The following is a 26345-nucleotide window of genomic DNA, read 5'->3' on the forward strand; positions in this document are numbered from 1 at the left end:
AAATTTTGAAGGGACAAATATACTAATTCTTAAGCGGGTGAAAAGGTTAAAATATTCTATTTTTAGTATTATTGTAAACAGCAACTAAACAAAAACTTAAATTATGGCAGGTAACCTTACCTTCACAATGATTAAACCTACTGCGGTTAAGAACAATCACACGGGTGATATTCTGAAAATGATAAACGACGCGGGATTTAAAATTATCGCGATGAAATATACCCGGCTGGCTCCCGAACGGGCCGAATTGTTTTATGCCGTTCACAAAGGCAAACCTTTTTTCGAACGCCTGGTGAGTTTTATGTGTTCGGGCCCCATTGTGGCGGCTATTCTTGAAAAAGAAAATGCGGTGGAAGATTTTCGGAAGCTTATCGGATCTACCAACCCCGAAAAAGCGGAAGAAGGTACGGTACGTAAACGTTATGCTACCAGTATGACAGAAAATGCGGTTCACGGCTCCGACAGCGACGAGAATGCCAACATTGAGGCCGACTTTTTCTTTTCAAAGCTTGAGCGGTACTAACAATTTACCTGAATACAATACGTTTGATAATTTCGCCTCCGGCATTTTCATTGATCCGGCGACAAATCTCTTCACGCATCAGGAAGAGTTCGTTTTTTACCACTGACGAACTGATCTCGACATACAATATTCCATCCCGGATGTATATGTTACGGGTATAATGTGCGATGGTTTTTCCAAGCAGTGCCTCCCACCCTTCAACAATATCGACCTCTTTTAGCTTTCGTTCGATGCGGTTTTGTTCGATGTATTCTTTCAAAACGTCGCTTAACGATTGTGTATTGCTCCTTCTCATTATACACGTTTTACTTTTCCTGTTTCCACATTAAAAATACGAAAATCGGTTCCAAGCTTTCGTATCATCGCATCTAAATGACTGCGATCGGTATCGGTAATAAAAATCTGTCCGAATTGTTCGCCCGCAACAGTTGTTACAATTTGCTGCACCCGGTGTTGATCCAGTTTATCAAAAATATCGTCGAGCAGCAGGATCGGTTTTATGCCTGAAATTTCCTTTATAAAATCAAATTGGGCCAGTTTCAGCGCCACCAGGTAGGTTTTCTTTTGTCCCTGCGAACCCAGTTTTTTCATCGGGAAATTCCCCAGGTTCAGTAACAGGTCATCTTTATGGATACCCACAGTGGTGTATTGTGCCGCCCGGTCTTTTAATACCGAATCTTTCAGCAATTGTCCAAAATCGGTTTCATACAAATCGGATTGGTGCACAAGGTCGACTTCTTCATTTCCCTGCGAAATAAAAGTATAATAGCGCTGAAAAACAGGAATCAGTTTTTTCACAAATTCAGTACGTTCACGATGAATTCGCGTGCCATAGTCCAACAGCTGATCATCCCAAATCGACAACAAATCGGCATCGAAGCGTCTTTCTGCAGCAAAATGCTTTAGCAAATTGTTCCGTTGCACCAGTGCACGGTTGTATTTAAGCAGGTCGTCGAGATAATTCTGGTTGTATTGCGAAATCACCCCATCCATAAATTTACGGCGTTCGTCGCTTCCTCCTAAAATAAGTTCAACATCCGACGGGGAAATCATTACCAGCGGTAATAAACCAATGTGCTCCTGAAGCTTTTTGTAGACTTTTGAATTCCGCTTAAACTGCTTCTTTTGTCCTTTTTGAATACCACAGGCGATGGTTTCCGATGAATCCAGCCGATCGTAAGTACCATTCAACATAAAATAGCTTTCGTCGTGATTAATGTTTAACAGATCGCTGGAGTTGAAAAAGCTTTTACAAAATGACAAATAATAGATGGCATCGAGCATGTTGGTTTTACCGGCTCCATTCTTCCCGATAAAACAATTTAACCGGGGGGAAAATTCAACCGTAGCCTCGTTTATATTTTTAAAATTTACAATTGAAATTTCTTCAATTCGCATGCTTTAAATTCTTTGATAAGGATGTACAAAACTATTAAAAAAGCCTGCATTTTCAGGAATTGTTTACAAAAAGCCGATAATAACAAGCATCTGTTGATTATTCATCAAAATAATAAAGAGATACCCTAATCGATTATGAAAAAAAAACTATTTTTGCCCCACAATTTTGAAATAGAAAAAGATGGCTAAGAAAAAAACTGAACAAGTCGACAATTTACAAGAACTTGAAAGCGCTTTAACAAAAACTGAACAGTTTATTGAAGACAATCAAAAAATCATCAGTTATGCTGTTGCTGGTATTGTATTGGTAGTTGCTGTTTTCCTTGGATTTAAAAAGTTTTATGTTCAACCACAGGAAAAAGAAGCCAACTCACAAATGTTTATGGCTGTAAACTATTTCGAAAAAGATTCATTTAACCTGGCAATTAACGGCGACGGTAACTATTTAGGATTCCTTGATATTATTGACGATTACGGAATTACCAAAGCAGCTAACCGTGCAGCTTATTACACCGGGATTTCGTACCTGCACCTGGGACAGTACGAAGAAGCAATCGATTATCTGAATAAATTTGATTCTGATGATCTTCTGTTAGCTCCGGTTGCAGAAGGCGCCAAAGGCGATGCTTACCTCGAACTGGGCGATAGCGATAAAGCGTTAAAGCAATACAAAAAAGCCTACAGCGAATACGAAAACGATCTTACAACCCCGGTTTACATGATGAAAGCAGCGAAATTGCTCGAATCGAATGGTGAACTGAAAGATGCACTTGCTTTATACGAAGGTGTGAAAAAGCAATTCCCGGCATCGACCGAAGCGACAAACGCAGACCGTTACATCGCACGGGTGAAAATAAAGATGAACTAATTATCTGAAAATTGATAACTTGCACCCCTCTTCGGAGGGGTTTTTTATTTTATATAGTTATGGCAACAAAAGATTTATCAGCGTACGATATTAACTCGGTTCCTTCGGCAGAAAACATGACCTTTGGAATTGTGGTAGCAGAATGGAATTGGGAAATCACTTCGGCTTTGGCCAAAGGTGCAGTAGCCACCTTAAAAAAGCACGGAGCAACAGACGAGAACATCTCCGTAAAATACGTTCCCGGAACCTTTGAACTTCCTTTAGGCGGGCAGTTTTTTGCTGAAATGGCCAACATCGATGCAGTGATTCTGCTGGGGTGTGTCATTCAGGGCGAAACACGTCATTTCGATTATATCTGCGAAGGCGTTACCCAGGGAACAGTGGACCTGAACCTAAAATACAACAAGCCTTTTATTTTTGGCGTTCTAACCACCAACGACGAACAACAGGCTTTGGACAGGGCCGGAGGCAAACACGGAAACAAAGGGGACGAAGCAGCCATTACTGCCATCAAAATGGTTAGCCTGCAACGCTCGTTCTAAAAAGGTAACTTACACGAAACAATACAACAAAAAAAGGGCTTGCACTCTGCAAGCCCTATCCTAACTAATTAAACTAAACTGTAGAAGAATTAACGTTGCCCACCGGGACCTCCAGGTCCGCCAGGTCCTCTCTGTGAACGCCTTTCTTCCAGGTATTTTTCATATTTTTTATACTGGGCATCAGTAAGAATTTTCTTCATTTCGGCTTTTTGTTCTTCGCGCATCTTTGTCATTTTTTCACGCATAGCCTCGCGGTCGCCGCCTCCGTCTCTCATTTCCCCGCGCATTGCCGACATCTTTTCTCCCATTTTGGTATTCAGTTCCAATACCTTTTTCGCCTGATCTTTATTCAGATCGAGGGTTTTTGTCAATTCTTCCGTTTGACGCTGGGCCATTTCCTTGGGATCAAAATTTCTGGGTCCCCTATCCTGTGCCATGGTTACTGTGGCAAATGCAATCACCGACAGTAATAATAAACCTAATTTTTTCATGCGTTTAAATTGTTTAATTTTTATAGTAACACATTAAGCGTTCGTAAGCTTCATCTTCGCAAACAGATACTTTTACCACGATTTACTTGTAATTATCGTTAATGTAAATTAGTAATCGTTATCACTGTGTGCTTTGACGACCAACCCTTGAGAAGGTTTAATCGGGTATATAAAAATTATATGCGGAAATGAAAATCGAGTCCCAGAATATCGAGGGAATTCCATACATCAGTTGTTCTGGACTTTTGTAATGCATAGTAAAAATCGAGATCAAACCGCCTGGACTTTATGGCGCGCAACCCCGAATAAATCCGTGCCAGATGTAAATCATTAGGACTTAATTTCATAAACGTTTCCTCTGAAAGATAGAAAGTCATTCCCCATTTCGCCATCGAAGGGAAATAAAGGCTAAATGCCTGGCGGTGTCTGAAATTATTATCGGCTTTTTTGAAAGTCCTGTATTCTATCCGGTTTGCAAAATTAAATACAAAATTTTGAAGGTTATGATGGAGATTGGCAAATAGCATCGGCCGGTTTTCGGTCAACCAACTCCCGTTACCCCTGTTGTAATCCAACAACCGATAACCCAAACCATACTTTAACCACCTGTTTGGAATATGACCTACATTTATCTCTGCGTATTTAACCCCTATGGAATTTGAAGCTGTTGAATAGTGAATCTTTTCGGCCGCATCAATAACGATTTTATCAAACGGTTTCACCTGAACCTGGTTTTTATTCCAAACCTCCAGGTCCCGCTTCTGTGCATACACCTGAAACGATGCAATAAAGAATATTATGATCAACCATTTTAACATAATAGCAAAAGTATCAAAACCGTTAATCGAAGTCTGACGTGTTGCTAATATCAATCATAAAATAACCTGAACTTAATATTAATTCGCTTTCATCAAAAACTTATGTTTTCAAAAATGAATAAGTCAATTAATATTTTTTGTACTTTTGAACGAAATTCGTCGAAAATGGCAAAATCAAAATTACAGATCATTGAAGCCGCTGCACATACTTTCGATCGTTATGGTTTTAAGAAAACAACCATGGACGACATTGCTTATGCTGCAGGAAAAGGGAAAAGTTCGCTTTACTACTACTTTAAAAACAAAGAGGAAGTATTTGAAGCTGTGGTTGATTACGAAGCCGAACATTTAAAAAATGAGATTTACGAGGTTTTAAACAAAACAGAATGCGCTGTAGAAAAATTAAGGGGATACATACTTATCAGAATGCAGCGTTTTGTAAAACGAGGTAACCTTTACAAGGCATTAACCGACAATTTCCTTACGACGTTCTCATTTATTGAAAAAATAAGGGACCGCCACCGGGAATGGGAACTCGAAATGCTGGAACAGATTCTCAGCAAAGGAATAGAAAGAAAAGAGTTTAAACCCGTTGATATTGAATTTATGAGCAATGCTGTTTTAACGGCAATGATTGGATTTGAATTACCTCTACTGCAGAAAGCTGAAACAGAAACAGAATTTGACAAAAAAATTAATGATGTAATCGACATGCTGTTCTACGGAATTTGCTCGTAATTTTTTTACATCAAAATTCGAATATTTTACAAATAAAGTCGAAACATACAAGACATTATGAAACATTAAAAGAAAAAAATCATGAAAAGGAAAACAGAAAAACAAATGAAAAGATTTACAAACGTGAGTCAGACCCGCAGTAATTATCCGCTATTCCTGGCTCTTTTGATTGCTTTTAGCCTTTTGGGGAACAAACCGGGTATGGCACAATTTCAGTACGGAATTAAAGCCGGTATCGGAGGCACGTGTCAGTCGGAGTTGCTTCAACTGGCCGACAATAACAATCTCATGCTAGGTTATAGTTTTGGCGTTGACACCAAGTATCGGTTCAGTGATGGATTTGCCCTGCAAACCGGTTTGGAATACCAGCAGAAAGGCAGAAAAGTTGATGAAAATGATTTAACCGAGAAACTACATTATCTTCATCTCCCAGTGAGAGCTGAATTTTCGGCCGGAGAAAAAGCAGGTTTCAAAAATGGGCAGCGCATCTACTTTGCTGCCGGCCCGTATTTGAGCTACCTGTTAGATGCAGACGGAACAAAAAATGGAGCCGGTTTTGATTTAAAAAGCCAAACAAAGGATTTCGACACAGGATTATCGCTCGAAATCGGTTTTGAATTTCCCGTTTTTGAAAGCCATTCTATTCAATTGGGACTCAATTACGACATGGGATTCGCGAATGTGTACAAAGACAAATCAGACCTGAACAACAAAATGGCTGCTGTTAGTTTGGGGTATTTCTTTTAACACAAAATCCGATTGTAACTACACCGAACACAGTTGATTCCAAATAAAAATTCCGGAGAAGCTAGCCTCTCCGGAATTTACTATTTAAACGGTATCTGTTTTAGTATCCTATTAATACTTGCTTGTAATTTCGAATGTATCATTATAAACACCGTAAGACCCGGCACTTACCGTCCATTTAATTGCAAAGGTATAAGTATTAGTGGCACTATCGAAGCTTGATCCAGCTTGCGCTGTGGCCGAAATCATACCATAATCTTCATCTACATAACCCGTTTCAGTAGTTTCCGGCACCTGAGTAATTGTACCATCTTCAGCCACCTTGAAAATATAATTGTAACCGCTTACCCAGTTATCTTTAAAACGATACTGATCTGTAGCAGGCGAATACTGCAAAGTTGCGTCCCATGAATCTCCAAAAAAATCGCTAGTATACACTCCGTCAGCGTAAGGCGCGAAATCTTCTTTTGAAATAGTAAGCTCAATTCTTGGGTATACATCTTGCTGTGTATAAGGCTTTGTTTGCTCCTGATCAATTACAATGGCAAGATGGTAACTTTCCATCAGGACAATCTCTTCACTAACTTCAACAGTGATGCTCTTTTGCTTTTCACCGGCTGCAAAAGTTACAGACTCGGGAATAGTGAATAAATCACTACGGACATTTTCAGCACTTAGAGATACGGTTTGTTCTGAAGCGCTAACTTCTCTTGAAACAATAACTTCAAAACTAGTCGACTCAATTGGCAGCACTACATTAGAAACATTGTCCTTTGAAAAATACACATTGGTACTATTGGGATTCTGCTCAGGAGAAAGTTCTCTTTCAACATCATCTTCGCAGGCTGCAAATAGTGCAACAACCGCTATTATTATAAAATATTTTAATGCCTTCATATTCTGTCAGATTTTTAAATAACACCATCCATTAAAGAAGCTCCATCTCCCTGCGAAGGCTGAGCCCCTCCTTCATTTTGTTCAACGGCAACATTGTTATTGGTTTCACCCTGAACAAAACGCAATAGCAGCCATGGATCATCTTTTGATAAGTTAAAACGATAATCTTCAGGCACATTTGTAGGTTGATTCGGGTGATAACGAATAATATTTCGTCCTAAACGCATTGCATCAGACATTCCAAAACCTTCGCCCCACAATTCGATACGACGCTGCAACCAAACTTCATTTTGTAAGTCTTCGGCTGAAGTAGCACTGGTTGTATACGAAGGATCACGATCTGTTTTAATGAAATTTTCAAGGACTTGCTTTCCTTGGCTTGGGTTTCCTCCCATCGCTAAGGCCTCTGCTTTTATCAGAATCATTTCTTCTGCACGCATCATACACCAGTCGCCATCATTGTATGCTGAACCAATTCCGGAACGCTGACCAAATTTAACATTCGCATAGGCATCCATTGGTGCTTTTACATCCGCAATACTTGCAGTTGCAATGGCCTGTCCTTCATATACAACATTTGTAGCAGGGTCTTCCCAGGTAAGTCCTTCAAGGTAAGGAGAGGTTTTATTCTCATCCAGCCACCAGTTCTTTCTTACATCAGTATCATTGATTTTATTATACAATAAGACATTTATCGATCTGTAAATGCCTGCATAAGCAACGTAAGCGTCTCCCGAAAAAGAACCTAACTGAGAAGGCCAAGTGGCATAATTACCTGCACTAATAACATCCGTAGGCAAAAGCAATGCCCAGATCCAATTGTGATCAGTTGCCTGGTTAAATCCGGGTTTTGTTAATTCTGATATTCCGTAAGGAGTATATCCTGCCATTGCCTTATCTGCATCAGCAGCGGCATTGCTCCAGGCTTCCATGTTCAAATATGCCCTGGCACGCAATCCGTAAGCAACATTCTGATCAATTGCACTTTTATTTGGTCTGACATAACCTTCGAGATCCGAAATGGCGTCTGTCAGATTTGTTAAAATATAATCATACAAATCAGTCAAAGACGCTCTTGGATTGTTCCTGAAATCTGTGCCTTCCTCAACAATTGGGACTGAGGGTTTATCTTCATTTCCTACATATTTAAATTGAAAATACGGAGCTAATGAAAGGTAACAGAATGCACGCATTGCCTTTGCCTGACCTCGCGCATAAATCAGCTGCTTGTTATCCGTATCTGCCGGGATTGCACTTAATACATCATTGGCTGCATATATAATTTTATAAAACAGTCCGTAACGAATACGTGGGTTGGCATAGGTGGGAGTACGGTCAGAATACTCTAAAGCAGCAGAAAACCAATCATACCCTGAAACGACATTTACCATATTACCACTGTTCAGGTCCTGACTTAGGGCAATCCCAGGATAACCGGCGTCATCTGCCCGGTAACTACTTCCGCGATCGAAAAATCCATCTGGTTTACCTAACAATGAATACATTCCGCTAATCGATGAATTAATTCTATTGGGCAATGCTTCTACAGTTTCCTGTATCTGGTCATCATCTAAAGTACCACCTTCATAATGCCTTTCTAAAAAATCGTCATCACAAGATGAAAACAAGGCTAATGCAACAACAACTGTTGCAAATACTAATAAATAATTTTTTACTTTCATAATCCTATATATTTTCTAGAATGAAATAGATACACCTCCGGAAACTACTCTTAACTGGCTATAAACATAGTTACCCGAAGAGGTAGAAATAGCAACACCTGATCCACGGGAGTTTTGAGTCTGACGAGGATCGAATCCTTTACGTGCAGACAATAGAGCTAAATTATCGCCTGAAACATATAATCTAAGTTTCTGAATGTTCATTTTACGAGTGAGTGTTACCGGGAAAGTGTATCCCAAAGTAACATTATTAAGACTCAAGTAATTAGAACTAGTCAGGAAACGGCTAGAGTTCTTCTGATCAAAATCATCAGAAGATGAAATACGTGGAACGTTCGTGTTTTTATTATCCGGAGTCCAGGCGTCCAGAATATCAGTGTGCCAGTTACGGCCTATCTCTTTCCCTGTGTGCATCAATTCCTGGTAAGAGCCATCATACGCTTTTCCTCCTAATTGATAAGCAAACTGAACTCCAAGGTCAAAACCGAATGCGTTAAGGCTTGTACCAAAACCACCATACCACTTAACACTAACATCTCCTAAATCAGTCTGCTTTGCTGCACTATAATCAGTTGTTGTTGAATAATCATCATTGTCAGGATCTACATAATACAACGACATTCCTGTTTCACTGTCAACGCCTGCATATTCAACCAGGTAAGCCTGATTTAAAGAACCACCTTCTTTCAAGATATATGAAGAATTTTTAATACCTCCTGATGACTTCGTGTATTCTGGTAATTCCTTAATTTTACTGTTAATGTTAGTAATATTTGCAAATACACTCCAGGTCAGTTCATTTGTGCGCAATACATCCGATTTTACATCAACTTCAAAACCTTGATTAAGCACTGCTCCTACGTTCTTTGGAATGGTAGCCAAACCAGATGATACAGGCTGTGGCTCATTAAATAACATATCAGAGTTATAGCGACTAAAATAGTCAACGCTACCAGTTAATATATTATTCACCAACGAAAATTCAAATCCTGTATTAAACAGCTTTTGCGCTTCCCAGGTTAATTCGGGATTTCCTTTTTCAGAAAGTACTTTTGTGTACTCACCGGTATCACTGTTGTAAGAAATCTGGTACCTGTTTCTATAGGCATAATAGGTTCCAATTTGATCGTTACCCTGGGTTCCGAAACTAACTTTGTATTTCAACTCACGAAGCCAGCCGGAAGTCGATTGCATAAATTCTTCTTTCGTTAACATCCAGGCTGCACCAACACTTCCAAAAAGTCCCCAACGGTTGTCTTTCGCAAAACGTGATGACCCTTCATACCTCATAGAAGCATTAAAGAAGAAACGTTCCTGGAAATCGTATTGTGCACGGCCAACAAACCCCCGGGTTGCATAATTGTCTACAAAAGAACTTGCATTTGAACTGGTAGGTTGTGTTCCAAAGGCGTTATCCAATTCAGGGATGAAAGGATCATACAGGTGATCATTATTGGCTGATAACTCCTGGTTTTTTAATTCAAAACTCTCATAACCTACCAAAAACTGCAAGCTATGTATGTCTGAAATAGTTGTTTTGTAATCTGCCAAATATTGCTGATTCATTGTAAATAACCGTCTATGGCTAACTGATACATAACCTTCAGTTGTTTTTGAACCATAGAAAGGGTTAGACAAATAATTTGAGCGGATATTCGATGCCTCAGGAGATACACGAGCCGTAAAAGAAAATCCTTCAAACGGAGTTAGTTTTGCATAGAAAGATCCGGTAAAAAGATCCCTGGTTTCATTGTCGGTATCTAATATCAGGTTAATAGCATTGTTTCCTCTCGGAGCAGATCCAGGTCTGGTAAAATTAGTTGATGTTCCCTGATCGTAAATTTTATTTCCATTGTTGTCGTATGCAATAGAACCGTCGGTATTTCTAACATAAAACGGATAGATCGGAGCCATCATGTTACTTGCATAGAATACGTTACCTGTGCTTCCCCATGAAGTTTGAGAACCCGGACTTTCCAGTTGCGTATTTACATATGATGTTGACAATCCTACGTTCAACCATTCTTTTGCCTGAGCATCAATTTTTCCACGAAGAGTGAAACGTTTAAAACCTGAACCGTTTATGATACCCGGATCTTCCAAATAACCTCCTGAAATAAAATATTGAGATTTGTTCTGTCCCCCGCGTATAGAAACATTATATTCCTCGCGGAGGTTGCCAGATGCCAGTGTCTCATCCTCCCAATTATCCGGAGTATAATAATATTTGCCATCAGTATAACCTAAAGTAGCCTTGGGATTCAATTTAAAATTGGTTCCGATTAAACGCTCACCTTCAGGATAAGAGTAAATCTGATAACCGACACCCTGCTGGGTGAAAAAATTAGCATCAGCATAAGCAAATGCATCTGTCGCAGAAACTCCGTTATAGGCTTGTGAATTATACAACGCTTTATAAGCAGTTTCATAATACATAGCAGGGTCAGTCATTACATCATAATTTGGAACACCACGGGTTGAGTGTCCCCATTTGGCATCAACATCAATAATAACGTTACCATCTTTAGATCCATTCTTTGTGGTAATAAGAATAACACCATTTGCCCCGCGAGCACCATATATCGCAGTTGACGCTGCATCTTTTAAAACAGTCATCGACTCTATGTCGTTGGGGTTAATTGTGTTTAAGTTAAACTCATATGGACTTCCATCAACAATGTACAACGGTGTGGTTCCACCATTAATCGAACCAACTCCGCGGATACGAATGGTAGCTTCAGACCCCGGCTGCCCACTACCATTAACAACCTGAACACCCGCAACAGCTCCTTGCAAAGCATTCGTAACATTTGATGTAGCTTTCATGGCCAGCTCCTCTCCTTTTACTGCTTTCGCAGCCCCTACGAACTGAGAGCGTTTGGTAGTTCCATATGCTACTACCATTACTTCATCTACTCCAATAACATCGGCTGATAAAACAGCATCAAGAGTAGATCCGCTTATTGAAAGCTCCTGTGTTTTCATCCCAACAAACGAAAATACCATCACTTTTGCATCGGCAGGAATATCTAAACGATACTCGCCATCAATGTTTGTAACAGTACCAATTGTCGTTCCTTTAACACTCACTGAGACTCCAGGTATACCAGAACCATCTTCTGAACTTGTGACCGTTCCGGCAATAGTTTTAACCTGAGCCTCAGCTACAAGCATGCCAAAAAAGGCAATGCTAAACAGCATTAGCGCAATTTTTCTCATAGAATAAAATTTAAATATTAATAACTCACTCACTCAATAATTTAACTAATGTAATAAAATAGTCAAATCGATTAACATATTTTCAATATTTATTACCTCCGCAGGGTTACTTCTTATTGTAAATTTAATAGGGCTGCAAATTTGAATCAATTGGTTAACTGCAGCAAAAAGTTAGTTCTTCATCGACCACAGCATAAAATATTAGCTTGCAGACAGTTAAAATTTGACCTTTGAAACAGTAAAATTTGTTGCATGTATGGATTAACAATACAATAATTTTCACTAAAAAACTTGCAAATAGAAATCTAAAACCATAAGAACAGTATTTTGTTCATTACAGTTTTAGCTGAATTTTTATTGATCCTAATTTCAATGCAATTACAAGCATTAAACATGCCCAAATAACAGATCCGCATATTGCGAGAGATGCAGAACCCGAATTTTTGTAAAAGAAAAAAGGAAGATTCAGAGACCAGATTATATAATATAGTAAGCTCGGAAACAGGTATGTGGTGAGAGAATTCTTTCCTGCTTGCACAAACAAATCAGTCCATCTTCTTATATTGAATTTATCGATAACGATGTATAACAATACAAAAACCAAGACGCTGATACCACTGCAAATTGCACCCCAACTTGGAGTAGCTTTAATTTTTGAGATGATAAACCAATTTCTCAGGAAAAAGCCGAGCAAAATCAGCGATATGCCCAATACTGTTACAATTACAATAAACCGGACTGGCATTTGTTTTAATTTTCGCAAAAGCAGGCTGACAAATAATCCGGAGACAACAAGTAATGGCACATTACCTTCTAATATTATTCCGAAAACCGGTCTCAACGGGTCAAGAGTCTGAAGATAGCCCAATTGATTAATAATATTGAGGAAAAGAAACACGCCCCAAACCATAGCTGTACCTATCAAACTATCGCGAACCAGTAAATAAGTTAATGAGGCAGCCAGGTATCCCCATCCAATTAATCCAAGAATCCCCCACCAACCTGTCACTAACCATTCGGGATCGGCTTCTGTGCCGGACCGGAATTTGAAAATAAGATAAACCAGCAACAAAACAGCCGGCGCTTTTAACACAAGCGCTCTCCACGACAAGCTTGATGGATATCGGTTCCAAATCATAAAAACGCTAACGTACATCAAAATAGCCCACAAGTTTTTCGATATTCCTGCCAAATCAGGATTCAGCCGGCCGCTATTTAACATCAGAACACCAATCAACAAAAGACTTATTGTTCTGATAATGATATGTAAAACTATTTTATGTGTCGATTCACCTTTATTAAACCTGTTTTGAACAGCGAAGGGAACAGCCATCCCAACCATAAACAGGAAGCCCGGAAATACCCAATCTGCGAGTCCCATTCCATCATAACCGGCCGGGCGATGTGTCAGCCATTCGGGCACAACAGCAACATTCAAATCGTTTACAAAAAGCATCAGAAAGAGGGTTATTCCGCGCATTACATCGATTGAAAGTACACGTTTTGATTCTGTCATGGTCACATTGGTTTAATGATATTATTTTCCCAGGAACCGGCGTTGTTCTTTTTTATTCATTTCGCGACCACGGACCTCTTTGGGATGAACAACAAAATATTCGGTGCTCGAATTCAGAATTCCGGTGGTATTTTCGTCAATCACAAATTTTGGAATTACAAACAACAGATTCTTGGCGTAGAGCGAATCGTGAAAAATGAGAACTATTACTTTATCAGCATTTGTAACCCGGGCAATCTCCTGCCCGGCATAAACGGGATCTCCAATCTTAAATTTCCCTTGATCAACAGTAACGTTGTGGTAACAAATCAGGGTACCATCGGGCTGCAACAATGTAATGGAATTGTTCCAGGTATGATACCATGATTTTGGATCTCCGTTTTTTACGGCTCCGGCTATTTCTGCAATAATCCCGTTCCTGGCTGCACAAACAATCTCGCCGGGGCTGGCATAGAAACCTGTAGCTGTCCACGAGTCAAGGCCTTCTTTACCCCAAAAACCATCGATCTGCTTTACATCAAAAACTTTCACTTTCTTTCCCAGCTCAAAGGGAATTAAATACGGGAAATCAAGATCCACCCTGGCAACCGGATCAGAGCGAAACATTTTTATATCGTAGTTAAACCGCGGTACACCGGCGTTCGGATCGCGAGGTAAGGTAAACAGACTGTTAAATCCGGTACTTATTTTTTTTACATAGGGAAGCGGTTCGCTAAAGTAAGTGTTCTCCAGATCGGCAAAATTTATCTGAAGATAAACCGGTACCGGAGAATTATTATAGGCAGAGAATAAACAATCGCCAACTGCATTGTAATCGGCTTGCACTTCGACCTGCGCCTTCAGGTTGTTTATTACAAATACTGCGAAAATAAAAATCAGGAGTCTTTTCATAAGTTGCGTATTTCAAACTCAAAAATAATGATTTAAACCAATAACTTTGCCGCATGTATTCGAAAGAAGAAGTTAAACAACTGCGTGTCAGTTTTTGGGAGAAATTTGGGCAACGGTGCGAGATTCACCCTGATTTGATGTACAAAAAACGAAAATGGATATTACACCGTACAAAAATCAAAGATGTTGCTTTACGTTTTGATGTGAACCGCGAAAACGCCCAGGTGATTCTGGAACTGGGGAGTCGTAATGAAAACCTTCGTTTACGTGCCTTTGAATTTCTCGAACAATATAAGGTGGTGATGGAAGAGGGTTTTGACAATGGCTTGATATGGGAATTCTTTCACGAACGAGAAGACAGCAATAAGGAAGTCTGCCGAATTTACACGCAATTGAACGGAGTGGATTTCCATCGCCAAAACCAATGGCCTGAGATTTACAATTTTTATATTGAAAACATGCTTCGTCTCGAAGATAACTTTATGTCGATCAAAGATCTACTACAGGAAGAACTCAAAAACTAGCAAAAAATTACATCCTGATTAAGCCCGCAATTTCTTCCGCCAGTTCTGGATATTCTTCCAGAAGTTTTTGATCGGCCATTTCAAAATCGTCGAAATGAAACCCCGGAGCTACCGTGCAGCCAAGCAATGCATAACCGGTCTTATCCGCTAACCTCGCTGCAAACCAAGCGTATTTTGGTACTACCGCCTGGAATGCGTCTTTTTCTCCCACTCCCAGCACAAAGTATTTGAGTTTATTCCCATCAATCCAAAGAATTTCGGTGGCGGAAGTTCCGGTGTAATAATGCCAGATTTCGTCGGATTTGATTCGGTGAAAAGATGAAAAATCACTTCCTTCCAACAGGTAATAAATGGAGGTACAAATATTTCGCCTGACATTTGGCTGAAAACAAGCAGGATCAGGAAACATCAGATCTTCCGACCGGTAGACTTCTTTAAACCAGCCACCTTCGGGATGTCTTTCCAGATCCAGCTTTTCAATCCAATAAGCGGAAGAGAATTGCATCAGATAAATAATTCATTCAAAGCGCCAAAATAATCGTCATCCCAGCCTTCCGAAATGTTATCATAGGCATCATCCGGAATATTGACATGAATTAATTCGACACTGGTTCCTTTTTTATGCGGATGCAGTTTAATGGTAACGATCGATTCTTCCTCCTCTTCGCCAAAGAACCACTTTTGAACGATTTTTCTGTTTTCTTCAAACTCCAGGTTAAGACCTGTTATACTGCCGTTCCATAACGAAAATTCGGTATTCGGCTCCGTTTGCATGATCACTTCTTCCCCTGTCCATATCTCGAGCATTCTTTGGTTGGTAAGCGCATTATAAACGTCCTTAGGATCGGCATGCAACGTATAGTATCTTTTTAAATCTTTCATCGATTAATCTTTTTGTCAACAGTAATTCTACATAAATTCAGAAGCAACAACCCGCTATAAGAAGCAAGATAAATTATTATCTCACTCTTCTGGTTTTCATTATCTTCTTATTGATTTTATAGTTAAAACCTAATGTAATGAATTCTTTCAACTGAAGTTTTGACTTCTGTCCCACCTGTGCTCCGGTGTCATCATAAATGGGAAACATAACATTAGCATCGTAGATCATATGCAGCATCACCGTCATATTCATGTAATCGTTCAGTTTCATTGATACCTGGTTTTCCAGTTCCATATCAAGATTATCAAAAGTGTTACGGTAGTTCATGAACGTTTTATATTTCATGTTCCATGTAATATCGTTTGTAATCTTTTTATTCATGTTTATGTCGGCGTTTAAACCCACCTCCCAGAAAGCCTTTTTGCCGGCTGGAATTCCATATTTTACCTGATCAATCAAGGCAGTATCTCTTACATAAACGTTTTTCAGCGAAATCGGCGAAAGCAACATCGAGAATTTATTGCTGGGTTTGTAATCCAAACCTATTTTAAAAATCGTTTTAGAAGGTCCTAAAAAAGCTGAAATAGGATCAGGATTATTGGCTTTTGGATATCTGAAACCTCTGAAAAACTGGGTATTAAAGTTTAATTCTGTACTGTAGTACCATTTTCTGAAAGCACTTAATCCAAAACGTGATGTAACTTCGAATTTATCGTCGTTCTTGCGTACTTCCTCACCTCCGCCGGGTTTCATCCATCCGTTACGTATTTCAACCGAATTTTCCCATTTCTTTTTGCCATTGGCGCTGCCATAATTGGCAAATCCTTTTAACACCAACAAAATCGAAAGGGCGTTCTGTCCCCCTTTTTTCCAGTTTTCATAATAGGTTTGGGTAAATCCGGCATTCCCGTCGCCGCCCAGCGACCAGGGCGTTTCCAGCTCATAGGCATTACCAACTTTTGTGAATTTCGAGTGATTGCCTTTCAAGCTCTCAAAATCAAAGTCTTTTGTCTGACGCTCAGAAAAACGATTAAAAGTAACTCCATCGTTAATTAGGAACTGCATTTCGCGTTTTCCGGTAGATTTTACGAGCAATTGCAACGAATCTTTCTGTTCGTTTTTCAGCCAAACACGTGCATAGCGTTCCCTGTCTTTTTGCAACACGATCTCGCTTCCTTCACCATTCATGTTCGTCATGGCGATAGTTGCCGTATCAATGTAATCAGCGTATGCCGTTAAAATATTGATTACCGACCGGATACTGTCGTTAACCAAGGCAATCTGCTGGCTGTTGTATGCCTTCAATACATCGTAGTTGCTAAGTGCCACCACGTCTTTGTAGCTTTTAATTCTGAAACGAATTTGCTCTTCAAACGTACGATTCCGGTAATCTGCCGACATCCGGTTCACATAGACACTGGTAATAGAATCGTTGTATGCCAACCGTTTATTTTCTACATACACGTTCCGCAAGCTGTCGATAGCCACCAGTTTTTTGAACTGCTCGGGCGAATTAAGCACCGAATCGGGAATAACTTCCGGCATTACCAATTCCTTCGGGAAAGAGTATATTGAATCGGAAAAAAGCTGCAGCCCTTTTCCTTCGGGAACAACAGGAGCTTGCTGTTTGGCCTCTATGATAACCCGCTCGGGCACCGGAATCGGATTTTTTGTTACTTCTGCCGTATAATCCGCAATTATTTTTTCAATATTGCGCTGAACCAGACTGGCTGAAACATACCCCGGAACCGACAAGCTGTCTTTTACATTCTCCGGAAGACGAAAAACGTAAATACTGTCATTCATCTGTGCTTGATTCAAATTTTGAAGGATCGCATCGATTGGTGCATCCTCCAGAAAATTGATTAAACCGGTGATGTTTGAATGAACATCTTTTTGAGTTAAATGCCAGGTACGATCCTCCAGAAAATAATTCCTGAGAATACGAATTCCGTCCTCCAATGCCTTTTCGTTTTCAGTTTTATCCAGCTCTTGCGCATACGAATACTGGAAAAATAATACCCCCAGGAGAACAAATAGTATTGATTTCTTGAAATGGAACATTGACTTGTTTTTTAGCTTTTAGTTGGAAACGTAAAATTAGTATTTATGTTATTCAGAAAAATAAATTTCCCGGTTTACTTTCAACAATTAACTATTAATAAATTATTTAGCTGCTCTTTGAACAAATTACCAACGGGAATAGGGATTACGTGACATATATGAATTGTAAAACCGCAGATCATGTGTTACTTCTTCTGTAATCCAAACTGGTAATTGCACCTGTTCCTCTTCACTCTGCAATTCGATCTCCGCCAGGATCAATCCGGCATTTTCACCCTCAAAAACATCTATTTCCCACCATTTTCCATGATGAAGTTCTTTGTATCTGGTTTTCTCAATCGGATGATTTAAACACATTTTCAGCATTGGCAAGGCATCATCAACCGGTATTTCGTACTCAAATTCGGCACGGGTAATTCCTTCCATTTTCCCTTTAATGGTCAAAAAGGCCTTCTCTCCCTTTGTCCGAACCCGAACTACTCTTTCCTTGTCGGTTGACAAATACCCCTGCAAAATCTTTTCGCCAGTAACCGCCGGGTTCCACTTGCTTTTATCTACCAGATATTTGCGTTCTATTTCAAACATACTCGATCAATTTGGATGAATTGCAGCCGAAGTAAAATGGCTGTCCGGCAAAATTATTATTATTTTTATGATGCTGTAAAAATTAACATCTATGATTTCAAGAACAGAAGCCATCCGCCTACTGAACGACAATATTACGTCGGAAAACATGCGAAAACACTGTCTGGCATCGGAAGTGGTACTGCGGGCCATGGCCAAACGTTTGGGCCGCAACGAAGACGAATGGGGTCTGGCAGGTCTTTTACACGATATTGATGTGGAAATTACCCATGCCGATCCTTATACGCACGGTCCTTATGCAACCAATATTCTGGCAGGAAAAGTAACGGATGAAATGCTGGATGCCATTGTGATGCACAACGAAGTTGCAACCGGGAAAGAAAGAACTACCGAATTTCAGCATGCATTAGCCGCAGGGGAAACAATCACCGGACTGATTACTGCTACCACACTTGTTTATCCGGATAAAAAGATAGCTGGTGTAAAAGCCAAATCGGTTACCAAAAGGATGAACCAGAAAGCTTTTGCAGCGTCGGTTAAACGCGAAAATATTCTGGAATGCGAAGCCATCGGTATTCCGATGAACGAATTTGCAGAGCTTGCAGTAAGCGCCATGCAAACCATCAGCGACGAGCTGGGACTTTAATAAGTGTAAGAAACAAAGGCTACTTTTTTTGAATCGGGACTCCACGACGGAACATTAAGCGTTCCCTGTCCGCCATATAAAAAGGCTTTGCACTTTATCTCACCGCCATTTGCCGGCATAACACGCAGCATCACCCGCTGATTGCGCGGATGCGAACCTGCCGGCACTTCTTTCGGATAAGAAATCATTATCAGCTGTTTTCCATCCGGAGAAGGGTGAGCAAACCAATTCTGAAAATCATCAAAAGTTACCTGTTCCTGATCAGAGCCGTCGGGTTTCATCCGCCAGATTTGCATCATCCCGGTGCGTGTTGAATTGAAATAAATAAATTTTCCATCGGGCGAATATTCAGGGCCGTCATCGAGACCTTCTGCGGTTGTCAGTCGAATTTCTTCTCCCCCGCTCGAAGGAATTTGATACACATCATAGTTTCCGTTTCTTTCGGCACAGTATGTCAGCCATTTTCCATCGGGCGACCAGCCATGCCAGTATGAAGGGCCTTTTGCCGTGATTCTTTTGGGAATTCCTCCTTCAACCGGAACAGTAAAAACAATGGAATGTCCGTTTCCGTTTTCCTGAACATGGTTGCTTATGGCCAGCGTTTTTCCGTCGAACGAAATTCCATGATCGTTGTTGTTCGACTGTGCAAAGCCGGTGTTTATCTCAACCGGAGTCTTCTTTTCCAAATCAAAGTGGTACAACTTTCCTCCGGAATTGTAAATCAGAAATTTCCCGTCGCGCGACCAGTTTGGAGCTTCAATGTGTGTATCGGTTTCATACATAACGGTTCTGTGTCCCGTTTCAACATCCAGAATTTCCAACCTGCTGGGCGATGGTGTTTGATAACCGTCAACACCTTCAACCGCCGGTATTTCGAGGCGAACATTGCTGAACCGTGCCGTCTCCACTACATCTTCGTCGTGCGAGCAGATAAACAATCCGGCCAGTATTTCTTCACCCAAATCGAATTCCTTTTCCGCAACCGTAACAAGAGGTTTGTTATCTTTTGAAATCCTGACGATATAAGTATTTCCTTTTCGTTCGAGCTGAATAAACTCAGGCGCCGATACATCCGATTTTACTTCATCGGTATTCTCTCCTTCCTTTTCCCGGAACTGCATGCCGGTAAGTCCGTCGCCATGTACACAGGCATCAACATACGCCGAACTTTCTCCTGATGTAGCACGTGCTATAATTCCAAGTTTGCGATGTGCATTTACACCTTCGCCTACAAATGCAACATTCGCCGAAAGAATAAAATCTCCAGTGATCTTGGTGGATTCAAACCAGCACTCGTCCTTATCAAACCACATGTTTGTTCCGGCTCCCGTAAGCGTGAACACTTGATTTTGCTCGTCAAAGTCGGTGCTTCCTTTAAATTTTGGAACACCGATTGAAATGCCTGAAAATCGTTCAAACGTACTCTGACAGGTTGAATTAAAGGAGCATGTTAAGAGGCTCAGGGCAATCAGAAAAGTATAAAGTTTAATCATCATTTTAAGGTCAAAGTGAATCCCTTAAAATTAATGATGTTGATAAAACTTTCCCAATTTTATGTTTATGTTGTACAAATGTTGCTACTTCTCGTCCCATTTCTTCAAAATCGGTCGAAATTACGGTTATTCCGCCACCCACGATTTCTTTCATCGGGGTATCGTTGTAAGAAATAATTCCTACTTGTTTCCCAAGTTCCAGTTGGTTTGAGCGACATGATTTTATCACCTCCACCAGATCGGAATCGCGGATTACGAAATACGCCTGCCCGCTTTTTAATTTAGATGAATCGAATCGGCTGACCCGTGAAAATATAATGGAATGCTTTTTACAAAACGACTGGATGGCCGGAACCACTTCCCCCGGATGCGGAGTGTCTTTTTCTGAATAAACCAAAACCAGCTCGTTGTACTTACGAAATCGATCCGCTTGTTCATCCAGACAATGAATAACAGATTCGCCAAAATCCTGAAGCAAATAGTTGACTTTATCGTTGGCAGGTTTTCCCATATCGAGCAGCAACAGCTTGTTTGAATCGATTTTGTTCAGGATCGGCTCCATCGACTGATGATCGATGTTCATAACCACATACATGCTGTAGCGCCCCAAACTACTTTCGATAAGCTGGGTAAAAACTTCGCGGTTGTAATGATGAAAAAGCAAATCAACGGCATACGACTCCGGAAGATTTTGTCTTAACGACTGGTAAAGTTGTTCTTTAAACGCACTAAAATCGTCGAGCAACACAAAAACCCGGTACGATTCGTTGGCCACAAAATACCCTTTCGTAGGCGCCGATTCAACAACACTACGCTGCTTTAAAATATTGTAGGCTTTAAAAACCGTATCGCGCGAAAAACCACTTTCACTGCTTAACTGGTTTACCGAAGGAAGCGGATCTCCAGCCTTTAATTCACCCTTCGCAATGGCTTCAGTAATGGAATGAACCAGTTGCTGCAGTTTGGTTTGTCCTCCCGCTATTTGTGTCGATTGCAGTTTCATAAGTGATGCTGACCAGGTAGTAAAAGGAAGATGGCAGTAATTTCAGTACCACCATCTTCCACTCTAAAACTTTTATTTATAAATCGGACCAAAGTTAGCGCAAGCGCGGTAATCCGATCCTTCTTTGTCTTCGCCAAAAGCATTCCAGGCACTTGGTCGGAAGATTTTATCCTCGTCCACATTGTGCATGCACACCGGAATTCTCAAAATAGAAGCCAGCGTAATCAGGTCGGCTCCGATGTGGCCGTAACTGATTGCACCGTGGTTGGCGCCCCAGTTTGCCATTACTGAATAAACATCTTTAAAGGCGCCTTTACCAGTAACTTTAGGAGCAAACCAGGTAGTTGGCCATGTTGGATCCGTTCTTTTATCCAGCACGGTGTGAATATCGTTTTCCAGATCAACCGTGTACCCTTCGGCAATTTGCAACACCGGCCCCTGCCCTTTTACCAGGTTCACACGACTCATGGTAACCGGCATTTCTCCCTGTGTTTTAAACTGACTGGAATAACCGCCACCACGGAAATAGCCTTTGCTTCCCGGGCAGAATTTTGTATTCTTCAAACAAGCCTTCACGTCTTCTTCGGTAACATCCCAGAACGGTTTCATTACTGAATTTCCATCCGCATCTTTTTGCTGCCCGGTAGCATCCATTGTGGTTGAACCCGAGTTAATCAAGTGGATTATACCATCTTTTGCAATTCCTGTCAGTTCCTTGCCGGTAACGCGTTTCACTGCATCCGGACTCCAATACGTACGAACATCAGAGAAAATTTGAGCTGTATTGGTAAGCAGGTGTCCAAACAACATCGGAACCGCATTCAAACTATCGTTCTCGGTAGCAAATACAAAGGCTTCACGAATTCCATTCCAGTCGAATGAGGTATTCAGGATCGTTTCCGAGAAATCACCGTTTGGATAGTAGTCAGTCCACTGACGCTGGCCCTGGAAACCGCCGGCGATTGCATTGTGCCCATGGGATTCTTCCCCAAAACCGGTTTCTTTTAATTTTGGGTTACCGATCATCAGGTCGCGCATAATCAGTGTCATCTTCACAACCACTTCCCACTCCCAATCCTTGCGCGCGCGGTCCGATTGTGCTTCCGGTGCGTTGTAATCATCACCTTCGGTAATATTTTCTTTGGTCCACGCCATCGCCTTTTGGTATTCTTCCTTGTCGTAAATACCTTCATCCAGACGACGTTTCACTTCCACCATGTCCACAAATTCGGTGCGCATTCCCAGGTAATCCTGGAAGAAATCAGCATTTACCATCGAACCTGCTATCCCCATTGAAGTATATCCCAGCGACAGGTACGATTTGCCTTTCATCTGAGCGGTTGCTAAAGCAGCTTTTACAAAACGAAGAATCTTTTCGCGTACATCATCCGGAATGGTTTCATCGCCTGCATCCTGTACATCGCGGCCATAAATTCCAAAAGTCGGAAATCCTTTCTGAGTGTAACCTGCCAATGCCGCTGCCAGGTAAACCGCTCCCGGACGTTCGGTTCCGTTAAACCCCCAAACTGCTTTTGGCACCAGCGGTGTTGCATCCATCACTTCGGTTCCGTAACACCAGCATGGAGTTACCGTCAGCGAAACGCCAACGCCCTCGCGTTCGAATTTGTCAGCACACATCGCTGCTTCAGCCACGCCACCAATGGTTGTGTCTGCGATAACGCATTCCACTTTTTCGCCGCTCGGAAAGCGAAGATTTTCTTCAATCAACCGGGCTGCGTTTTTAGCCATGTTCATGGTTTGTACTTCCAGCGACTCGCGTACGCCTCTTTCACGCCCGTCGATTACCGGACGAATACCGACTTTGGGAAGTCTTCCAATTAATCTGTTTGCCATCTTTTTGATTATTTTATTGATTCAATTTTCTTTGCTGACAGGCTCGATATGCTGTCCTGTACTGTGCTGCAATTTACAGATAAATATGATCATAAAAAATAGCTTTTAAAACATGTTTTGTAGTAAAAAGGAAGTTTAAACCGTATTCAATCAGAGTAAAAGCAATCGGTATAATATTTTAATGAAACATAAAATAATGCAATGCTTGTTGTAAATTTGTTATACTAGCATTACAGAAAACAAAAGAAACAATGAAAACAGCAAACGTTATTCCCTCTTTTAACTGGACATTGTTGATTGTCCTTATTTTATTATTCAGCACATTTCATATTCTGTCGGTTAAGGCACAGGTTATCGCCGGAAAAATAACCGACGAACAAAATATGCCCGTCCCCTACGCTACAATATTTATCAGCGAAACAAAAGAAGGCACAACTTCCAACATCGACGGCAATTTTGAGCTTCAGCTTCCCAAAGGTTCTTATCACTTCACCATACGTTCGATGGGTTATCTTCAGCAAAATAAGCAAATTACGCTCGACCGCGACAGCTTGTTTTTGCCGGTTACGCTACACGTCCAAAAGTTCGAATTGAAAGAGATCAAAATATTTCCGGGGAAAGAAGATCCGGCTTATCTGATTATGCGAAAAGCCATTGCAAAAGCGCCCTACTACCGCGACCGGATCAAACATTACACGGCCGACCTTTACATTAAAAGTAATTTTGAATTTCAAAATATTCCGAAGATCATCAAACAACAGGAAATGGAAGACGGCCGGAAATTCAAGGACTATTTCAAGGAAAATGTGACATACGTAATTGAATCGCATAACAAAATAACCTACGACTATCCCAATTCCTACAAACAAGAGGTAATCAGTAAACGCACTTCGCTAACCGGCATTGATGAACCGCCGGTAATGGGATTGATGACCGAAACTTTTTACCAGGAACGCCCGGCAGATGTTATTTCGCCGCTCGCTCCCATGGCGCTTCGTCACTACAATTTTATGTATGAAGGATTTATAACCGTCGGCGATTTCGATGTTTTCAAAATCCGGGTTACGCCCAAACGAAAAAGCGACGAATTGGTCGACGGCTATATTTATATTGTTGATCAGCTCTGGTGCATTTACAACCTCGATTTCAGTTCGACCATTAAATTTGTGGAATACCGTATAAAACAGCAGTTTGAAAATCTGGGAAATGAAAACTGGCTTCCCGTGACACATCATCTGACCGGGAATTTTGGCGCACTCGGAATGCGTGGAAATTTTTACTACGGAGCTTCCGTAAAATACGATTCAATTATTGACAATTATACGTCTAAGGTTTTGCCTGAAGCAGCTGAAATTGATACAGATAAAGTTGAAACAGTTGCAGAAAAACAAGAAAATGAAAACATAAAACAAATGCGCCGGGAGATGGAGAGCCTCACTCAAAAAGAACATATGAGTAATGCTGACGTTCGAAAAGCTGCCCGCTTAAACCGGGAAATCACCAAAGAGCAATTCAAGGAGATGGAAACCACCAGCTATTTTCAAAGCTATGATATTGAAGACAAGAAAACCGCCGCTGTCCGCGAAGAAGCCTGGGATTCGATACGAACCATTCCATTAACTCCTGCTGAAGTTCAGAGCTATAAAATGGCCGATTCGATCCAGTCGCTTCAGGACATGCGAAGAGATACATCGGCTACGGGCACCCAAAGCAGGTTCTTTAAAACGCTCCTTACCGGCAGTTTCGACCTGACTACTGATTCGCTAACGCGCTTACGCTACCGGGGACTGATCGATCTCAAAAACTTTGACTACAACGCGGTTGATGGCTACAAATACATGCAGTACGCACGTTTGCGCTATTATCCTGATTCTGCACAAACAATCAGTATCGAAGGACAGTTAGGCTATGCCTTTAACCGAAAAACACTGTTTGGAAACTTTGGAACCAGCTTCGAAAACGTTTTTGCGAAACAAAATCGTGTGAATTTTTCCGTTGGCAAGGAAAGCCGGGATTTGAAAGGTTTGAACTACGGAATTACGCCCATTGTAAATGCGGCAAGTTCGTTCTTTTTTGCCAAGAATTATATGCGTCTTTACGAAACCGGATTTGTTACACTGAGTGCTTTTCAACGTATCAACAAGAAATTGTCGTTACATGCCGATGCTTCCTATAATCATTTTTATCCGCTTTCGAACCACGCTTCTTTCCCTTTGGGCGACAACAAACATTTCGATCCGAACGTTCCCGCAGGTTACGAAGGCGACAGTCCGTTCCTGACCGAACAGAAAAGTTTCTCCTATTCAGCCGGAGCCACCTACCGCAAGCGTATTCGAAAACCCTGGGCACAACAATCACCCTTTTTATTTATGAGTGATTTTTACCGTATCGATCTGAATTTTTACCAGGGAGTAAAAGATGTATTTTCGTCGGTTTCAGATTTTAGCCGGATCGATTTGAAGTTTCAGCATCAGGCCAATGTTTCCATTAGCACCGGAATTGACTGGAGCATTAACGCCGGATACTTTTTAAATGCCGACCAGTTGCATTTCTCGCAATTCAAGCACTTTAATACCTCCAACATCGCAGTTAGTATGAAATCGTTTACCGGCATGATGCAATTGATCAATGATTATGAATTCAGTACCAACGACAGCTACCTGAACGGGACATTCGAGTTGCGGTCGGAATATATTTTACTCCGCTATTTATCACTGATCAACAAAAAAGCCTGGAGCGAAAGTTTGCATTTCAACTACCTGACAACTCCTGCGCTGCACAATTACTGGGAATTGGGATACAGTTTAAACAATTTCTTTTTTGTAGGAAATCTGGGTGTTTTTACCGGATTTGAAGGTGGAGAATTTAAAAGCGTTGGTTTCAAATTCTCCCTCTCCTTAGCCGATTAATAAAAAGTTTCAACTTCACGAAATCGAAAAGACCGATGAGCTTGATGTTCTTAC

24 protein-coding genes are annotated in these 26345 nt (G+C 40.9%); 8 read left to right on the forward strand and 16 right to left on the reverse strand.

The genetic code is table 11. The features are described from left to right. Positions 1–103 precede the first annotated feature (103 nt). Positions 104–523 (forward strand): nucleoside-diphosphate kinase, encoded by a 420-nt coding sequence (locus MR764_RS12275; RefSeq protein ID WP_247979713.1) that lies wholly within the window; start codon positions 104–106, stop codon positions 521–523. A 4-nt stretch (positions 524–527) separates the two neighbouring features. On the opposite strand, the gene MR764_RS12280 is transcribed toward MR764_RS12275, so the two are convergent. After that, positions 528–818 carry a DUF721 domain-containing protein gene (locus MR764_RS12280; protein ID WP_247979714.1) on the reverse strand — a complete coding sequence of 97 codons (291 nt, stop codon included), beginning with the start codon at positions 816–818 and terminating at the stop codon, positions 528–530. Continuing rightward, on the reverse strand, positions 818–1921 hold the full coding sequence (locus tag MR764_RS12285) for a DNA replication/repair protein RecF (RefSeq protein WP_247979715.1): 1104 nt from the start codon (positions 1919–1921) through the stop codon (positions 818–820). Before MR764_RS12285 ends, MR764_RS12280 begins: the two co-directional genes overlap by 1 nt. Before the next feature lie 181 nt (positions 1922–2102). On the opposite strand from MR764_RS12285, the gene MR764_RS12290 reads away from it, so the two are divergent. Beyond that, complete coding sequence (locus tag MR764_RS12290; protein ID WP_247979716.1) at positions 2103–2789, forward strand: tetratricopeptide repeat protein; 687 nt, start codon at positions 2103–2105, stop codon at positions 2787–2789. Positions 2790–2848: 59 nt separating this feature from the next. Then, positions 2849–3331 carry a 6,7-dimethyl-8-ribityllumazine synthase gene (ribH, locus tag MR764_RS12295; RefSeq protein ID WP_247979717.1) on the forward strand — a complete coding sequence of 161 codons (483 nt, stop codon included), beginning with the start codon at positions 2849–2851 and terminating at the stop codon, positions 3329–3331. A gap of 89 nt (positions 3332–3420) precedes the next feature. On the opposite strand, the gene MR764_RS12300 is transcribed toward ribH, so the two are convergent. Both MR764_RS12300 and MR764_RS12305 read right to left on the reverse strand, forming a co-directional pair. Then, positions 3421–3822 (reverse strand): DUF4890 domain-containing protein, encoded by a 402-nt coding sequence (locus MR764_RS12300; RefSeq protein WP_247979718.1) that lies wholly within the window; start codon positions 3820–3822, stop codon positions 3421–3423. A 176-nt stretch (positions 3823–3998) separates the two neighbouring features. Further along, on the reverse strand, positions 3999–4628 hold the full coding sequence (locus tag MR764_RS12305) for a DUF2490 domain-containing protein (protein ID WP_247979719.1): 630 nt from the start codon (positions 4626–4628) through the stop codon (positions 3999–4001). Between the two features lie 177 nt (positions 4629–4805). On the opposite strand from MR764_RS12305, the gene MR764_RS12310 reads away from it, so the two are divergent. After that, entirely contained in the window at positions 4806–5378 is a 573-nt protein-coding gene (locus MR764_RS12310; protein ID WP_247979720.1) for a TetR/AcrR family transcriptional regulator, read from the forward strand. Positions 5379–5459: 81 nt separating this feature from the next. Then, positions 5460–6125 carry a porin family protein gene (locus tag MR764_RS12315; protein WP_247979721.1) on the forward strand — a complete coding sequence of 222 codons (666 nt, stop codon included), beginning with the start codon at positions 5460–5462 and terminating at the stop codon, positions 6123–6125. 111 nt (positions 6126–6236) lie between these two features. Here MR764_RS12315 and MR764_RS12320 read toward each other — a convergent pair whose 3' ends face one another. The 5 genes from MR764_RS12320 to MR764_RS12340 form a co-directional block, all read right to left on the reverse strand. Beyond that, complete coding sequence (locus MR764_RS12320; protein ID WP_247979722.1) at positions 6237–7022, reverse strand: hypothetical protein; 786 nt, start codon at positions 7020–7022, stop codon at positions 6237–6239. A gap of 14 nt (positions 7023–7036) precedes the next feature. Beyond that, positions 7037–8704 (reverse strand): RagB/SusD family nutrient uptake outer membrane protein, encoded by a 1668-nt coding sequence (locus MR764_RS12325; RefSeq protein WP_247979723.1) that lies wholly within the window; start codon positions 8702–8704, stop codon positions 7037–7039. Between the two features lie 15 nt (positions 8705–8719). Continuing rightward, positions 8720–11923, reverse strand: coding sequence for a TonB-dependent receptor (locus MR764_RS12330; protein ID WP_247979724.1), 3204 nt, complete (start codon positions 11921–11923; stop codon positions 8720–8722). A 334-nt stretch (positions 11924–12257) separates the two neighbouring features. After that, entirely contained in the window at positions 12258–13439 is a 1182-nt protein-coding gene (locus tag MR764_RS12335; protein ID WP_247979725.1) for a DUF5009 domain-containing protein, read from the reverse strand. 21 nt (positions 13440–13460) lie between these two features. Beyond that, positions 13461–14330 carry a M23 family metallopeptidase gene (locus MR764_RS12340; RefSeq protein WP_247979726.1) on the reverse strand — a complete coding sequence of 290 codons (870 nt, stop codon included), beginning with the start codon at positions 14328–14330 and terminating at the stop codon, positions 13461–13463. A gap of 53 nt (positions 14331–14383) precedes the next feature. Here MR764_RS12340 and MR764_RS12345 point away from each other — a divergent pair, with 53 nt between their 5' ends. Then, positions 14384–14854, forward strand: coding sequence for a DUF4268 domain-containing protein (locus tag MR764_RS12345; RefSeq protein WP_247979727.1), 471 nt, complete (start codon positions 14384–14386; stop codon positions 14852–14854). Between the two features lie 7 nt (positions 14855–14861). On the opposite strand, the gene MR764_RS12350 is transcribed toward MR764_RS12345, so the two are convergent. From MR764_RS12350 to MR764_RS12365, 4 genes are all read right to left on the reverse strand, one after another. Further along, on the reverse strand, positions 14862–15359 hold the full coding sequence (locus tag MR764_RS12350) for a cupin domain-containing protein (RefSeq protein WP_247979728.1): 498 nt from the start codon (positions 15357–15359) through the stop codon (positions 14862–14864). Next, a complete protein-coding gene (locus MR764_RS12355; protein ID WP_247979729.1) occupies positions 15359–15736 on the reverse strand; it encodes an SRPBCC domain-containing protein in 378 nt (125 codons plus the stop codon). Before MR764_RS12355 ends, MR764_RS12350 begins: the two co-directional genes overlap by 1 nt. A 76-nt stretch (positions 15737–15812) precedes the next feature. Further along, positions 15813–17801: a DUF3078 domain-containing protein gene (locus MR764_RS12360; protein WP_247979730.1), complete on the reverse strand. Its 1989-nt coding sequence runs from the start codon at positions 17799–17801 to the stop codon at positions 15813–15815. A 126-nt stretch (positions 17802–17927) separates the two neighbouring features. Next, positions 17928–18386 (reverse strand): CYTH domain-containing protein, encoded by a 459-nt coding sequence (locus tag MR764_RS12365; RefSeq protein ID WP_247979731.1) that lies wholly within the window; start codon positions 18384–18386, stop codon positions 17928–17930. Positions 18387–18477: 91 nt separating this feature from the next. On the opposite strand from MR764_RS12365, the gene MR764_RS12370 reads away from it, so the two are divergent. Beyond that, positions 18478–19032, forward strand: coding sequence for an HDIG domain-containing metalloprotein (locus MR764_RS12370; protein ID WP_247979732.1), 555 nt, complete (start codon positions 18478–18480; stop codon positions 19030–19032). Here the strand turns inward: MR764_RS12370 and MR764_RS12375 are convergent. The 3 genes from MR764_RS12375 to MR764_RS12385 all read right to left on the reverse strand — a co-directional run bounded on the left by MR764_RS12375 (position 19029) and on the right by MR764_RS12385 (position 23382). Then, positions 19029–20528 carry a biopolymer transporter TolR gene (locus tag MR764_RS12375; protein ID WP_247979733.1) on the reverse strand — a complete coding sequence of 500 codons (1500 nt, stop codon included), beginning with the start codon at positions 20526–20528 and terminating at the stop codon, positions 19029–19031. The genes MR764_RS12370 and MR764_RS12375 overlap by 4 nt on opposite strands. 7 nt (positions 20529–20535) lie before the next feature. After that, positions 20536–21528 (reverse strand): GntR family transcriptional regulator, encoded by a 993-nt coding sequence (locus MR764_RS12380; RefSeq protein ID WP_247979734.1) that lies wholly within the window; start codon positions 21526–21528, stop codon positions 20536–20538. 72 nt (positions 21529–21600) lie between these two features. Beyond that, positions 21601–23382, reverse strand: coding sequence for an L-fucose isomerase (locus MR764_RS12385; protein WP_247979735.1), 1782 nt, complete (start codon positions 23380–23382; stop codon positions 21601–21603). Positions 23383–23633: 251 nt separating this feature from the next. Here MR764_RS12385 and MR764_RS12390 point away from each other — a divergent pair, with 251 nt between their 5' ends. Further along, positions 23634–26291, forward strand: a complete 2658-nt coding sequence (locus MR764_RS12390) for a DUF5686 and carboxypeptidase regulatory-like domain-containing protein (RefSeq protein WP_247979736.1) — start codon at positions 23634–23636, stop codon at positions 26289–26291. The last annotated feature ends 54 nt before the right edge of the window (positions 26292–26345 follow it).

This window comes from Maribellus sp. YY47, assembly GCF_023111095.1.
Classification (GTDB): domain Bacteria; phylum Bacteroidota; class Bacteroidia; order Bacteroidales; family Prolixibacteraceae; genus Draconibacterium.